This window comes from Verrucomicrobia bacterium S94 (assembly GCA_004299845.1).
GTDB lineage: Bacteria > Verrucomicrobiota > Kiritimatiellia > Kiritimatiellales > Pontiellaceae > Pontiella.
The window spans coordinates 1,558,499-1,572,687 of the sequence record CP036201.1 but is presented as its reverse complement, the minus strand read 5'-3'; the positions used below and the strand labels follow the sequence as shown (position 1 = coordinate 1,572,687).

At 53.4% G+C, this 14,189-nt stretch carries 14 protein-coding genes and 2 tRNA genes; 8 read left to right on the top strand and 8 right to left on the bottom strand.

The genetic code is table 11. The features are described from left to right. Window positions 1-49: 49 nt before the first annotated feature. From EGM51_06505 to EGM51_06490, 4 genes are all read right to left on the bottom strand, one after another. Window positions 50-1,366, bottom strand: coding sequence for a phenylacetate--CoA ligase family protein (locus EGM51_06505; protein ID QBG47060.1), 1,317 nt, complete (start codon window positions 1,364-1,366; stop codon window positions 50-52). Then, window positions 1,367-1,807, bottom strand: coding sequence for an ACT domain-containing protein (locus EGM51_06500; protein ID QBG47059.1), 441 nt, complete (start codon window positions 1,805-1,807; stop codon window positions 1,367-1,369). A gap of 90 nt (window positions 1,808-1,897) precedes the next feature. Further along, entirely contained in the window at window positions 1,898-2,242 is a 345-nt protein-coding gene (locus EGM51_06495; GenBank protein ID QBG47058.1) for a four helix bundle protein, read from the bottom strand. Window positions 2,243-2,295: 53 nt separating this feature from the next. After that, on the bottom strand, window positions 2,296-3,621 hold the full coding sequence (locus EGM51_06490; GenBank protein QBG47057.1) for a phenylacetate--CoA ligase family protein: 1,326 nt from the start codon (window positions 3,619-3,621) through the stop codon (window positions 2,296-2,298). 354 nt (window positions 3,622-3,975) lie between these two features. Here EGM51_06490 and EGM51_06485 point away from each other — a divergent pair, with 354 nt between their 5' ends. The 7 genes from EGM51_06485 to EGM51_06455 all read left to right on the top strand — a co-directional run bounded on the left by EGM51_06485 (window position 3,976) and on the right by EGM51_06455 (window position 8,671). Continuing rightward, entirely contained in the window at window positions 3,976-4,389 is a 414-nt protein-coding gene (locus EGM51_06485) for an acyl-CoA thioesterase (GenBank protein ID QBG47056.1), read from the top strand. Then, complete coding sequence (locus EGM51_06480) at window positions 4,379-5,974, top strand: thiamine pyrophosphate-binding protein (GenBank protein ID QBG47055.1); 1,596 nt, start codon at window positions 4,379-4,381, stop codon at window positions 5,972-5,974. Before EGM51_06485 ends, EGM51_06480 begins: the two co-directional genes overlap by 11 nt. 129 nt (window positions 5,975-6,103) lie before the next feature. Continuing rightward, on the top strand, window positions 6,104-6,580 hold the full coding sequence (locus EGM51_06475; GenBank protein ID QBG47054.1) for a pyruvate ferredoxin oxidoreductase: 477 nt from the start codon (window positions 6,104-6,106) through the stop codon (window positions 6,578-6,580). Between the two features lie 155 nt (window positions 6,581-6,735). Further along, window positions 6,736-7,152, top strand: a complete 417-nt coding sequence (locus EGM51_06470) for a hotdog fold thioesterase (protein QBG47053.1) — start codon at window positions 6,736-6,738, stop codon at window positions 7,150-7,152. Window positions 7,153-7,325: 173 nt separating this feature from the next. Then, window positions 7,326-8,426, top strand: coding sequence for a histidinol-phosphate transaminase (locus tag EGM51_06465; GenBank protein ID QBG47052.1), 1,101 nt, complete (start codon window positions 7,326-7,328; stop codon window positions 8,424-8,426). 66 nt (window positions 8,427-8,492) lie between these two features. Further along, a tRNA-Val gene (locus tag EGM51_06460) sits at window positions 8,493-8,569 on the top strand. A 25-nt stretch (window positions 8,570-8,594) separates the two neighbouring features. After that, a tRNA-Val gene (locus EGM51_06455) sits at window positions 8,595-8,671 on the top strand. A 154-nt stretch (window positions 8,672-8,825) separates the two neighbouring features. Here the strand turns inward: EGM51_06455 and EGM51_06450 are convergent. Beyond that, window positions 8,826-9,611 (bottom strand): RNA methyltransferase, encoded by a 786-nt coding sequence (locus tag EGM51_06450; protein QBG47051.1) that lies wholly within the window; start codon window positions 9,609-9,611, stop codon window positions 8,826-8,828. 64 nt (window positions 9,612-9,675) lie between these two features. On the opposite strand from EGM51_06450, the gene murB reads away from it, so the two are divergent. Continuing rightward, window positions 9,676-10,605 (top strand): UDP-N-acetylmuramate dehydrogenase, encoded by a 930-nt coding sequence (gene murB / locus EGM51_06445; protein QBG47050.1) that lies wholly within the window; start codon window positions 9,676-9,678, stop codon window positions 10,603-10,605. A gap of 5 nt (window positions 10,606-10,610) precedes the next feature. On the opposite strand, the gene EGM51_06440 is transcribed toward murB, so the two are convergent. From EGM51_06440 to EGM51_06430, 3 genes are all read right to left on the bottom strand, one after another. Then, window positions 10,611-12,005, bottom strand: coding sequence for an iduronate-2-sulfatase (locus tag EGM51_06440; protein QBG47049.1), 1,395 nt, complete (start codon window positions 12,003-12,005; stop codon window positions 10,611-10,613). A gap of 201 nt (window positions 12,006-12,206) precedes the next feature. Further along, complete coding sequence (locus tag EGM51_06435) at window positions 12,207-13,244, bottom strand: phosphoribosylformylglycinamidine cyclo-ligase (protein ID QBG47048.1); 1,038 nt, start codon at window positions 13,242-13,244, stop codon at window positions 12,207-12,209. A gap of 78 nt (window positions 13,245-13,322) precedes the next feature. Beyond that, entirely contained in the window at window positions 13,323-14,123 is an 801-nt protein-coding gene (locus EGM51_06430; GenBank protein QBG47047.1) for a Nif3-like dinuclear metal center hexameric protein, read from the bottom strand. Window positions 14,124-14,189 lie beyond the last annotated feature (66 nt).

Here is a 14,189-nt window from a genome sequence, read left to right as displayed (position 1 = left end):
CAATGCTGTTTTTCAGGCGGCTTTTGCAGTCCGGGCCGTCTGAAAAACATTATTTCGGCCTTCGGTCGATGACATGCCGTGCTTTTCCGGTAAAGCGTTCGAGAGAATTGGGGGAGGCCAGTTCAATATTCATCCGGAGTCCTGTGATGGTCTGAATAGCGCTTCCAATCCGCTCTTTCAGTTCCTGCATCTCTTTCATGCTGGAACTGAATGTTTTTTCGGTCATCTCCACTTTTACGGAAACGATGTCTCTGCGATCCGGGCGGTCCACCTCAATCTGATAATGCGGTGCTGTTCCTTCGACGCGCAGCAGGGCCTGCTCAATTTGTGATGGATAGACGTTCACGCCTTTGATGATGAGCATATCGTCGCTGCGGCCTTTGATACGACTCATGCGTATTGTTGTACGTCCGCAGGCGCAGGGTTCCGGGTTCAGCGACGCAATGTCGCGCGTGCGGTAGCGGATAATCGGCATGGCTTCTTTGCATAGAGAGGTAAAGACCAGCTCGCCTTCCTCACCGGGATCGACGGGTTCGAGGGTATTCGGATTGATGCATTCAACGATAAACGCATCTTCTGAAATATGCATGCCGTCACGTACGGCACATTCGCCGCTGACTCCGGGCCCGATGACTTCGCTGAGACCGTAGTTGTTAAAGCAGAGAATGCCCAATTCATCTTCGATCCGCGTGCGCATATCCTCCGTCCACGGTTCGCCGCCGAAATGGGCGTATTTCAGGTTCAGGGTCTCTCTCGAAATCCTGTTCCGGAGGATGAATTCAGAAATCGTCAGGGCATAACTGGGGGTGCAGACCAGCGCATCAACCTGCATATCCTTCATCAGCATCAGTTGTTTTGAGGTATTTCCGGCCGCGGCAGGAATGACCGAAGCACCTACCTGCTCCACGCCGTAGTGCAGACCGAATCCTCCGGTAAAAAGGCCGTAGCCGAATGCGATCTGGACGCAGTGCTCAGGTAGCAGTCCGCCGGCGGTCAGAAAACGGGCACATAAACCGGACCACGTTTTTAAATCCTTTTGGGTATAGGCCACCATGGTCGGCCGGCCGGTGGTGCCGGATGAACCGTGATACCGGACGACCTCTTTCCGATCGACCGCCAGCATGCCCAGTGGATATTCCTCCCGCAGATCCGCCTTGGTGGTGAAAGGGAGGCGTTGCAGATCATCCAGCGTCCGGATTTTTTCCGGCGCGATGCCGGCTTCTGCAAACTTCCGTTTATAAAAGGGAATCCGCTGAACCTGTTCGACCGTTTTCCGAAGCCTGGAACACTGCAACGATTGAAGGTCGGATCGGGGCAGTGATTCCGCCTTATCCCGGATTCGGTTTTCAACCACAAAGGCGCTCATTTAATTTCCCGGTTCAGGAAGAAGGGCAACGCGGTCCAACACTTTAAAGCCTGCACTCTGCAACGCCGTGACGGCTTTATCCATATCGTCGAACCGGAACAGAAGTACGGCATTCTCGCCGCTCTTGATTGTGAAGGCATACATATACTCCACACTGATTTCCGCCGCTTCCTCCACCTGAAGCACATCCCGTAATCCTCCGGGATTATCACTCACCTCCACCGCAATGACTTCGGTGATTTTGGCGACGAATCCTTTTTTCTCCAGGAGGTATTTTGCCGCCTCGCAGTCACTGACGATCAGACGGAGAATGCCGAACTGCTCCGTGTCGGCCAGTGAGATCGTAATGATATTAATGCCATTATCCGCAAGCAAAGCACAGAGTTCACGCAACCGGCCGGGTTTGTTTTCCAGGAATACCGATAACTGTTTCAGTTTCATAATGAGACCCTTCTGTTGATATTTATTAAACTCTGAATTCTAATCTCTAAATCCTAAACGAATCAAAAAACACAATGCCGAAACCTAAAACTAACCACTCGATTCCGTAAGGATTGCCCCGAAGATGCAGGTTAATTCATACACTTCTTGTTCAGGGTGGAGTCGTTCCTTTTCTAAAGGTTCCGCTTTGCTTCGTTTCAGCCACAGTTTGGATTTCCTGGCTTCTTTTCGAAAGATTCCGGTTCGCATCAGGAGATCCTTTTTGCTCAAGGCTTCATCGGCTTCGATATCGTTTGCGGCAACCGATCCGGAAGAGCAAATGACTTGTTTCGAATCTTCAATATTGGGAATGTCTTTATATGCCGCACGAACAAAAGCGCTCACCGTTTTGGCGAAATCATCGGTCCGTTCTTCGAGATCGAACTTTTTGTCCATCGGTCTTTTTCCTGTTTGAATTTGTTTAGGGTTTAGAATTTTCGGCCAGCGGTTTACCGATTGTCGATGACTCGTTTTGCTTTTCCCATGGATCGTTCGATCATGTTGGGTTCAACCAGCGTGAGCTTTACGCGAATGCCGAGGATGTGAGCGATGGCATCGGACAGTTGTTTGTGCACGGCCTCCACCCCGCGGACGGTATCGGTGAAGGTTTCCGCCGTGACTTCCACCTGCACCTCCATCTGGTCCATGCCGCCGGAGCGCGAAAGCAGAATCTGATAATGCGGCAGCGTTTCCTCCACCTTCAGCAGCGCGGCTTCGACCTGTGACGGGAAAACGTTTACGCCGCGGATAATGAACATGTCATCGGAACGGCGGGCAATGCGGTTGATCCGGCGGATGGTGCGTCCGCATCCGCATTTTTCCGTGATGATGCTGGTGATGTCGTGGGTGCGGTAGCGCATCACCGGCATCGCCTTTTTGCTTAGTGTTGTAATGATCAGTTCGCCTTCTTCTCCGTCGGGCATGGGTTCATCGGTGACGGGATCAACAATTTCGATCATGAAATGATCTTCAAAAACATGCAGGCCGTTCTGTTCGGAGCAGGCCATACCGACGCCGGGGCCTATAATTTCGGAGAGTCCGTAAATATCGTAGGCTTTAATTCCGGTTTTCCCTTCAATGTATTCGCGCATCTCATCGGTCCACGGCTCGGCACCGAAGATCCCTGCCCGCAGCGGGAGATCGGCCCACTGAATGCTCATCTTTTCGGCATACTCAATCAGATGCAGAAAATAGCTCGGTGTGGAACAGATGGCCGTTGTGCCGAAATCGCGCATCACCATGATCTGCCGTTCGGAATTTCCGCCGGAGATGGGAATAACCGTGGCATTTAAGGCTTCAGCACCGTAGTGTGCGCCGAGTCCGCCGGTAAAGAGTCCGTAGCCGTAGGCATTCTGGACGATGTCTCCGCTATGCAATCCCGCACAGGCAAAGGCCCGAACCATAACCTCTTTCCAGACCTCGATATCTTCGTTGGTATAGGCCACAACAATGGGTTTTCCCGTGGTTCCGGAGGAAGCATGTAAACGGACCACTTCGTTCATCGGAACGGCGAAGAGTCCGTAAGGGTAGGTGTCCCGAAGATCTGATTTCTCTGTGAACGGCAGTTTGCGGATATCCTCCAGGGTCTGGACATCGTCGGGGGTTACTCCGGCGGCCTCCATGCGTTCCCGGAAGAGCGCCTGATGGTCATAGGCGTGTCTGGTAATGGCTCTAAGTCGTTGAAGCTGCAGTTTCCGGAGTTGTTCTTCGCGCAGATAATCCGGCGCGGACGCAGGATGGATCAGACTCTCCCGATCATTCCATTGTGTGTGCATGGCATGCCTTTCAGTAAGATTATATGAATTTAAAAGGTATACTGAATATCAGTATTTAAATCAAGGCGACTCATTGAAATACTTGAAATTTATACGTATTTAAATGCGCGATACAACCGTCTCTCGATCGGTTCTTCCGGAATAAAAGCGGATGGGATATGCGCTGCTGGTTATAACGTTATAACATATTTAAAATGAATAAGATGGGATGTTTAAGGGAAGGGCGGAAAAACGTAAGGCTTATAAGCGGATCATCAAATATGCAGTATTGCACAGGAAGAACCCCGGTCCTTTTCATTGAAATTTGCTGAATATACGGGTAAAAAATACGTTTATTTTTATTCAGGGGTTTTTATGTTCAGTCATACCTGTCAACTGAGAGTGCGCTATAGTGAATCGGACCGCATGGGGACATTCTATAATTCTCGTCTGCTGGAGTGGATGGAAGTGGGCCGTTCGGAGCTGACCCGCGCCGCCGGAAAAGCCTATGCGGAATGGGAAGCCGAAGGGGTGATGGCTCCGATTGTAGAAGCGAACCTGAAGTTTAAAGGACGGGCCGGTTATGACGACCTGCTGAGTCTGGAAACCACATGTGAGCGGGCAGGGCGGGCGCGGATCAGGTTTAATACCGTCATTACGCTGGCTGAAACCGGTAAACCGGTAGCGGAAGGGTTTACCGTTCATGCGCTGACCGACCCCGAAGGAAGGCCCATCCGTATTCCGGACTGGATCAATCATTTACTAAACGGAGAGGAACATGAGCAGTGAACGTAAGCTGATGAGTGGCAACGAAGCCGTTGCTCTGGGGGCAAAACATGCCGGCTGTGCGCTGGGCGTCGGGTATCCCGGAACTCCATCCACCGAAATTCTCGAAAACTATGCCAGGCTCGAAGACGGTAAAGCCCAGTGGGCCCCGAATGAAAAAGTCGCCGTAGAAGTCGGTATCGGCGTGGCCTTTGCCGGAACCCGAACGATCATCACAATGAAACACGTCGGTCTCAATGTGGCCGCTGATCCGCTTTTTACGGTGGCCTATACCGGGGTTGCCGGAGGGATGGTGCTGGCCGTTGCCGATGATCCGGGCATGGCGTCCTCCCAGAATGAACAGGATTCGCGCAACTATGCCCGGGCTGCGGGTGTTCCGTTGCTCGAACCGGCCGATTCGCAGGAAGCCTATGATATGACTAAATTGGCGTTCGAAATTTCCGAACGATGGAGCCAGCCTGTGATTCTGCGACTCAGCACGCGGGTCTGTCATTCCAAAAGCGTCGTGGTGCCCTTCGGTTCGGAAGCGGTGCCGCAGGCCGATTATGTGCGTGATATTTCCGGTCGTGTGATGATTCCGGCCTATGCACGTCCGGCACACAAAAGAATGCGCGCCAAGCTGGCTGAAATTGAAGAATGGAACAACACCGAAGGGCCGAATCCAATCATTGGGAACAGCAGCAGACTCGGCATCATTGCCAATGGGGTTTCCGCGCTGCATGCGCAGGAAGCGGCGCCGGATGCGAAAGTGATGAAGCTGGGCATGGTCTATCCGCTGCCCATGAAAGCGATTCTCGAATTCATCGATTCCGTAGATGAGTGTATTATTATCGAGGAATCCGATCCTTTCATTCAAACCGAAGTGCAGGCTGCCGGCGGAAAGGTCCGCCCGCGTCTGGAACGTTATCGTTACGGCGAGCTCGATGTGACCCGTGTAAAACGCATCATTGCCGGCGACGACTCCGAAGAAGCGGTTCCGCCGCGCGGCAGACCGCCGCAGCTCTGCGAGGGCTGTCCGCATCGGGCCAGCTTCCAGCTGCTGAAACGTATTGGATGTATTGTCGCCGGTGATATTGGCTGCTATACCTTGAGTGTACTGCCGCCCTTTGAAACCATGGATACCTGTATCTGTATGGGCGGTTCCATCGGAATCGGTCTGGGGATGCGCCACGTGCTGCCGGAAGAGCAGGCGCGTAAAGTGGTCAGTGTAATCGGCGACGGAACCTTTATTCACAGCGGTTTGACCGGCGTTGCCGATATGATCTGCAACCGCCCGAAATACGGTCACGTGATTGTGATTCTCGACAATGGAACCACCGCCATGACCGGTCTGCAGGAACATCCGGGCACTGGGAAAACGCTGGATCATCAACCGGCAGGTAAAGCGGTCTCGATTGAGGCCACCTGCGAAGCCATGGGGGTTGACAAGGTGGTTGTGCTCGATCCCTCCCGGGAAATGGAAGCGTTCGAACAGGCTGTTCGCGATGCCCTGGCCTCCAACGATCTGACCGTGATTATTGCCCGCCGTCCCTGTATTCTTGCCGTTGCGCGCGATGCAAAAATGGCCCGGGGTGAAAAGGTGCGTTAGCGCACGTCTGTTTCGGGATCCGGCTCCCCGGATCCGAAACCGGTTCCGCGGTTTTGAAATTCAGCATTCGGGATGGCTTCGGGTGCAGCGTTTAGCAATTTAGGATTTGGCCTTCTGAAAGGATTTAACATGAATAAAGTTACGAATGTAAAATTTGCAGGACTGGGCGGGCAGGGGATTTTAACCTGTACCGATATTCTCGGGCGCGTTGTGTTTGATCAGGGCATCGATGTCAAAAAAGCCGAAGTGCACGGCATGAGCCAGCGCGGCGGATCAATCACCTCCGATCTCCGTTTTGGCGATAAAGTACTCAGCCCGATGATTTCGGCCGGACAGGCCGATTTTCTGGTTGTGATGGGCGAGGATCAGATTGAAGCGAATCAGCATTTTCTGAAGGACGGAGGGATCCTCGTGAAACCGTCCGATTTTGAGGTGGATAAACTGACCAATAAGCGGACGCTGAACGTGGCGCTCCTGGGTGCGTTGAGCCGGCATCTGGAGTTTCCGGTGGAACTGTGGATGAAGGCCATCCGCGCTCAGTTGCCGGAACGACTGCACGAAGTGAACGAAAAAGCGTTCATGCTGGGCAGAGGGGAAGCCGCCTAGCGGCGGAAATTCTAAATCCCAGGATCCAAATGGCAAACAGAATTGATCCGAATCAGGATAAATTCTGCAATGGGTAAATTTAAATTTCCAATCTTTGGAATTTGTTTAGAATTCAGCATTTAGAAATTAGAGATTTAAAACCTGGAGATTTTGAAATGAGTGCCGATAGAATCAAAGAGCTGATTCGGAAAAACGATAATCTGGGAAACCATCTCGGCGTCAGATTAACGGAAGTGAGTGAAGGGCGGGCGTACGCCGAATTGAAGATTGAAAAGCGCCATCTGAACGCGGCGGGCGTTACCCATGGCGCATCCATCTTTGCGCTGGCCGATATTGCCCTGGCGGCGGCATCGAACTCCTATGGAAAGGTCGCGCTGCTGACCAACGGTAATATTCAGGTTTTCCACGCCACACCGGAAGGCGATACCCTGACTGCAAAAGCCAAAGAGATTTCCGCCAGCCGCAAGCTGGCGCACTACCGGATTAAAGTAACCAATCAGGCCGGTGATCAAATTGCGGTTTACAACGCAACCGTGTATAAAACCAGCACACCGTTGCCTGACAGCGAATAGGTGTAATTCCTCACCTTTCTGTAAACGGGGCCTGCGTTTTTCCGGGCATAACATAATCGGGTTTTCGGGGATTTTCGGAATGAATTATCACGGTTGAGCATTGCTCCGCAGAGGGTGCATGATAACATACTCGCTTTACATTTTTTATCATCAATAATGCAAGGAGCAGGGGGATGAAACCCAAAAAATATATTGCCGACCTGCGGGTCTATGAACCTGGAAAACCCATGGAGGAAGTGGCACGCGAACTGGGATTCGATGATATCGCCGAGATCATCAAAGTGGCTTCCAACGAAAATGAACTGGGTCCTTCGCCGCTGGCGGTGGAAGCCATGCAGAACGCCATGACCGATATGCATCGTTATCCCGACGGCGGTGCATTTTACCTGAAACAGAAGCTTGCCGAACAGCTGGACGTCAACGCGGAAAATCTGCTTTTCGGCTGCGGCAGCAACGAATTGATCGTGTTTCTCTGCCATGTCTTTATGGAACCCGGTAAAAATCTGATCATGGGCGCCGAAGCCTTTGCGGTCTATTTTCTGGCCAATGCCTTATACGGCGGCGAAACCATCCGCGTTCCCATGCCGGAGCATGTGCACGATCTCGATGCCATGCTCGGTGCCATCACCCCTGAAACCCGTCTGGTTTGCATCTGCAATCCCAACAACCCGACCGGAACCGTACTTTCGCCCGAAGCCATCGATGCCTTTATTGAAAAACTGCCGGATCACGTTGTTGCCGTTTTTGACGAAGCCTATTTCGAAGTCATGCCCGAAAGCATGAAACCCGATGTGCTCAAACATATCCGCGCCGGCAAAAAGAATATCATCGTACTGCGCACCTTTTCCAAAGCCCACGGACTCGCCGGACTGCGTATCGGCTACGGCGTTGCGCATCCGGAGCTGATCAACCTGCTCAACAAGGTGCGGCAGCCCTTTAACGTCAATCTGATGGCGCAGATTGCCGCCATGGCCGCGCTCGACGATACCGATCATCTGGCGAACACCCGCAAAATGGTTTCCCGCGGATTGGAATTTTTCGAAGCCGAACTGCCGAAGCTGGGGCTGGAAACCGTTCCATCCGGGGCCAACTTCATCCTCGTCCGAACCGGAACCGGGCGCGCGGTTTTTCAGGAATTACAGAAGCGCAAGGTGATTGTACGCCCGATGGATGCCTATGGACTGCCGGATCATATCCGTATCACCATCGGCACTCCGGAGCAGAACCGGGTCATACTGGAAGCCCTGAAATCGGTTGTCGGGGATAAAAGTTAACTTTTTTCTCATCGCACCTTGACTCAAAAACCGGAATGGGTACTATGTCCGCTCCTTCGAGAAAACGGGCGACTAGCTCAGTTGGCTAGAGCATCTGGTTTACACCCAGAGGGTCGGCGGTTCGAGTCCGTCGTCGCCCACCATTTTTCTTTCAGGAGCACCTTTTCCGGGCGATTAGCTCAGTTGGCTAGAGCATCTGGTTTACACCCAGAGGGTCGGCGGTTCGAGTCCGTCATCGCCCACCATTTTCAAGGCTGAAACTTCGGTTTCAGTTTTTGTTGCACAGGATCACTGAAAAAGATCTTCGAAATGCCGGTAACATGGCCGGTAGCGAAAGAGCAACAGGTAGTCAACCCGTCCCCACCTTCTTTCTCGCCGCTATCTGCATTACTGCGGTCGTTATTGCGAAGCCGCAGGTTTTCTTTTCGCGGTGATCTGGAACATGCAGATGCTGCCGGCGATGGCGGCGTTGAGAGATTCGCATTCGGGCTGCAGGGGAATGGTGATTTTCTGCGTGGCTTTTGTGAACAGCCGGTCGGAGACCCCATGGGCTTCGGAGCCGATTACCAGAATCGTTTTATTACTGAAATCGGTGTCGTATAGATTACTGCCGCCGAGTCCGGTGGTGACGCAGAGTTCGAACCCGTTCTCCATCCATTGGGCTAGTTCAGAATCGGAAACGGGCTGCAGGTGTGCAAAAGCAAAAGTGCCCATGGTGGAGCGGATCACTTTGGGATTGGTGGATTCTACGCAGTCGCCATAAAGCAGAATGCCGTCGAATCCGGCTCCGACCGCAGAGCGGATGAGCGTGCCGAGGTTGCCGGGATCACGCAGGTTGTCGAGCAGTAGAAAATGTCCCTGTGCCGGAAGTTCGGGGGTATGCGGTTTTCTGGAGATGACCCCGAGAATGCCCTGGGCGTTCCGGACATCGGAAATTTTATCAAAAACGTGATCCGGTACTTTGACTGTGTCGATTTCGGCGGGGAGAGGCCCCCGGTTCCAGCCGGTGGAAACCACAATCTGTTCGAGGGTATACAGTTCGCTTTCATGTTCCAGCAGCGTTTGAATGCCGCGCCAGCCTTCGATGATGAACAGACCCGATTCCTGTCGTGCCTTTTTGGAGGTGGCCAGGGCGCGCAGCTGTTTGATCAGGGGATTTGCGGTTGATGTAATTTCTTTCGTCATGGTTTGCTTTGAAAATTAGCGGAGGGGGGATTACCTTTACGAGAATTTTGCGGAAGAAACGATAATGGATGATGTACTCAAACAGATGCCGTCGACGGCGCGTGTGATTTTAAATCCGGCAATGCGGGATTATACCACCTTTAAACTGGGCGGAACCTGTCCGGCATTAATTGATTGTCCGGATGCGGAGACGTTATCTGAAGCGGCGGCATGTTTAGCGGAACACGGTGTGCCCGGGCTGGTAATCGGTCAGGGATCGAACCTGCTGGTATCGGATTCAGGGCTGGATTATGTGGTGCTGCGTTACTGTTCGGAAGAGCATCCGGCGGTGGAAGCTGAGGGCTGTCGGTTAACGGTTTCCGGAAATACGCTGCTGGATGATCTGGCGCGGATTGCGATAGAAAAGGGGCTGGGTGATATCTCGTTCTGCAGCGGGATTCCCGGAACTGTCGGCGGGGCCATTGCGGGTAATGCGGGGGCTTTCGGGCAGCAGATCGGAGATGTGGTTCAGCGCGTTCGTTTAATGAGCCGTAAAGGGCATATTGCGGAAGTGGAGGCGGCGGCTCTGGATTTTCAGTATCGTTCCTCTGCGCTGAAGCAGTCCGGTGCGATTGTGCTGGATGCGGTACTGAAACTGAAACCGTGCGATGCGGAAGTGATGCAGAAAGAACGTGATCGTATTCTGGAGCTGCGGCGCACCAAGCACCCGGACTGGAGAGTTAATCCGTGTGCGGGCAGTGTTTTCCGGAATATTGAACCTTCATCGGCGGCGGAACGCCGGCAGGCGGCGGGCTGGTTTCTTGAAGAGGCCGGGGCCAAAGCGTTCCGGGTCGGCGGCGCACGTCTCTTTGAAAAGCACGCCAATATTATTGTTGCCGATCCTGGAGCCACGGCGACCGATGTCTATCAGCTGACGGAAAAAATGATCGCCGCTGTCCGTGAAAAATTTAATTTTGATCTCGAACGGGAGATCAAACTGCTGGGTTCTTTTTAACCCGCTTATTTATTCATCGCGGCCATCTGCTGTTTCAGCTGTTTGACCAGTTTTGGATGCCGAGGGGCAATATTCACGGTTTCCTTTTCCGGCGTAGTGTGGTCGTAGAGTTCAGCAAATCCGTTGTTGTGCACGGTAATGCGATAGGTTGCCGTTCTCAGGGTGCGGGCATTGGCTTTGTAGCTGATGGCTCCGTGGCCGGGCGTATCGGGGTTTTTAAGAATAGGCAGCAGGGACTGACCCTGGACGAAACCGGGGGACTCGATTCCGGCCAGATCGCAGAGGGTCGGAAAAAGGTCGAGTGTGGAGACGACGGCATCGGTTGCCATGCCGGGTTTTTCAATACCTGGAAATGTGATGATGAGCGGAGAGCGCAGGGCTTCTTCGAACAGTGAATGTTTTCCCCAGATGGCATGTTCGCCGAGGTGCCAGCCGTGGTCCCCCCAGACGATGATCACCGTATCTTGGTCCTCGCCGGTTTCTTTGAGGGCGGCGATGATGTCGCCGACATGTTTATCGGCATAGGTAACGCAGGCGGCGTAGTGGCGGCGCACTTCTTCGGCAAAAGCCGCATCGGTGTTCGGATTTCTGTTCCAGCGATTGTATTTCATAAATTCACCGGAACCGTGCCAGGTGGTTTTGCCGCGGGGTTTTTCGGGATGGGGGATCGGGGGAAGGGTGACGTCTTCGTAGGGTTTCATATATTCAGCGGGCGCACCGAACGGGAGATGGGGTTTGATGAGACCGATGGCCAGAAAAAAGGGTTTATCGGTTGCTGCCAGCTGTTTCAGCTGTCTGATCCCTTCCTGGGCAATGAGGCCGTCGGGATAGATGGTGTCGGGCCCTTCTGCTAATTGAAAAACATCCATCTTCCGGGCATTTTCACGGATTTCGCCGTGGGCGAGTCCGTGCATGGCACCGCGCGGGTGCTGCCATTCGCCGCAGGGCATGAGATGGCGGTCCCAGGCATTGGGTATTTCAATTTTTGAATCGTCGTCCCAGTCGGGACCGCCGCGTCCACCGGGATGGTGGGAGACTTTACCGACAGAGACGGTGGTATAGCCATGCTTCCGGAACCATTCCGGCATACTGGGCGGAACGGATTCAGGATCTTTTTCGATCTGTGCGGCGCGCAGGAACAGGGCGTCGTTTCCCGGTGCGCCATAGCGGCCGGTGAGCATGGTGCGGCGGGAGGGGCCGCAGCTCGGAGCATTGACATAATGGTGGTGAAAAGCACGACCGGCGGCGGCGAGTGCATCGATGTTCGGCGATTCAATATATTCTGCGCCAAACGATTTGAGTTCCGGACGGAGATCGTCGATACAGATCAGCAGGATATTATGTTCAGCCGCCCAGGCGGTTCCGGCCATCAGCAGTCCGGCAAGCAGATGTTTTTTCATTATTCATTTCCCCTTCGTTTATTAAATGACGATCATTGTGTGAAACGATGGACACACCGCAGTATGTCGGTTTCAACAGCCGGAATTATAGCGTCATATCCGGGGAAGCGTACGCAGAATAATGCAAACGCATCTATCTGAAAACACCGCAGGGAAGAGGGGACAATCCACCGGTTCCCTGCGGAAATCAAATGCAGGGGTTCAGTTAACCAGGACGGATTTTCCGGAGCCGGGAACCACTTCACCAATGATGAGGGCATCCTGGTTGTTGTTTTTCAGGATTTCGAGGGTGGTTTCGGCATCTTCTTTGGCAACCATGATCACATAGCCGATACCCATATTGAAGACGCGGAACATTTCCTCGTGGTCAACGCCGCCCTGTTCCTCGATAAAGTGGTAGATGGCCGGAATTTCCCAGGTAGAGCGGTCGAAGCAGGCATCCAGGTTTTTCGGCAGTACGCGCGGTACGTTGTCGTAGAGACCGCCGCCGGTGATGTGGGCCATGCCGTGTACATCCACTTTTTCGAGCAGAGCCATTACCGGATGCAGGAAAGAGGAATGAATGGCCAGCAGCGCATCCTGGAAGGTGACGTCGGTGCCGGGAACAATATCGTCCAGCTTTTTACCGGCGGTTTCAAAGATGACTTTGCGGGCCAGCGAATAGCCGTTGGTCTGCAGCCCGGTGGAAGGCAGACCGATCAGTACGTCGCCTTCGGTAATTTTTTCGCCGGTGATTACTTTATCGCGCTCAACGGTGCCCACGATTGTGCCGACGAGGTCGTATTCGCCCTGGGGATAAAGGCCGGGCATTTCGGCGGTTTCTCCGCCAAGCAGTGCCGCACCGTTTTCGCGGCAGGCTTTGCAGAAACCGGCTACGACGGCTTCAAATACTTCGGGCGCGAGGGATGCGGTACCGAGATAATCGAGGAAGAAGAGGGGACGTGCGCCCTGCACGAGAATGTCGTTCGTGCAGTGGTTGACGAGGTCCTGACCCACGGTGTTATGAATGCCGGCCATATTGGCAACTTTCAGTTTGGTGCCGACGCCATCGACCGAGCTTACCAGCAGGCTGCCTTCGCCGGGTGATTTAAACAGGCCGCCAAAGGAGCCGATTTCGCTGACGACGCCGTCCGTGTTGGTGGAGGCTACGTCTTTTTTGATGTTCTGCAGCGAGCCCATCATGACATCAATGTCTACGCCGGCTTCGGCGTAGGCGGATTTTTTCTTTTCTTCACTCATTAAAGCATCCCTTTCTGGAAAATAACGCGCGCGATTAAACAGGCATATGCCGCTTCAAACAAGCCCGTTAGGTGAAAATCAGCCGAAGCGGATCGGGTCGGCATCCATTTCCGAGCAATGGATGGTTACGCCGGAACCGAGGGCTTTTTTAAGGAGCTTTCCAAAGACCGGCAGATAGCCCCGTTCGGTATTGGTGTGTTCGCACAGAATGACATGCGAGCCGCTCAGGGTGGCCGCGAGTACATTGTGGTGGCTCATTTCCCCCGTGAGATAGCAGTCGGCGTGCACTCCCTTAAATGCTTCAGTCCCGGCACCGGCACACAGAGCGACGGTGGAAACGGGGGTATCTTCAGCCGCGGAGGCGATCCGGACCGATTTCAGTCCGAGATGTTTTTTGATGCGGGAGGTCAGCGTCTTCAGTTTTACCGGTTTTTTAAGCGCAACCAGCCGCCCCTGGCCGGCATCGGAATTCGGAATCGGATGGAGTACGGAAACCTCGCCCTCACCGACGCCGTCGGCCAGCCAGTCGTTTACGCCACCGATCACTGCATCCAGCGCGGTATGCGGGGAATAGACGGCAATATTCTGCTGAACCAGTTTCATGACTGCGCGGTCGTAGGGATTTCCGGCAGACAGCCGTTTTGCACCATGAAAGAGAATGGGATGATAGGCGATGATCAGGTCAAATTTTCCGGCGAGGGCTTCATCGGCCACCGCTTCGGTCAGATCGATCGTCAGCAGGATCTTTTTTACACTGCGCGGCCGGAGCGGATGGATCAGCAGGCCGACGTTGTCCCATTCTTCCGCCAGCTCCGGCGGGGCGATACTTTCCAGGGTCTGAATAACATGTTGTAGTTTCATAGTGCGCAGTATGCACATGAGATTTTGTCTTAAAAAGTGAAATATGCCGGTGTCACCTTGTAAATTTTCCTTTTCGTTTTAGGA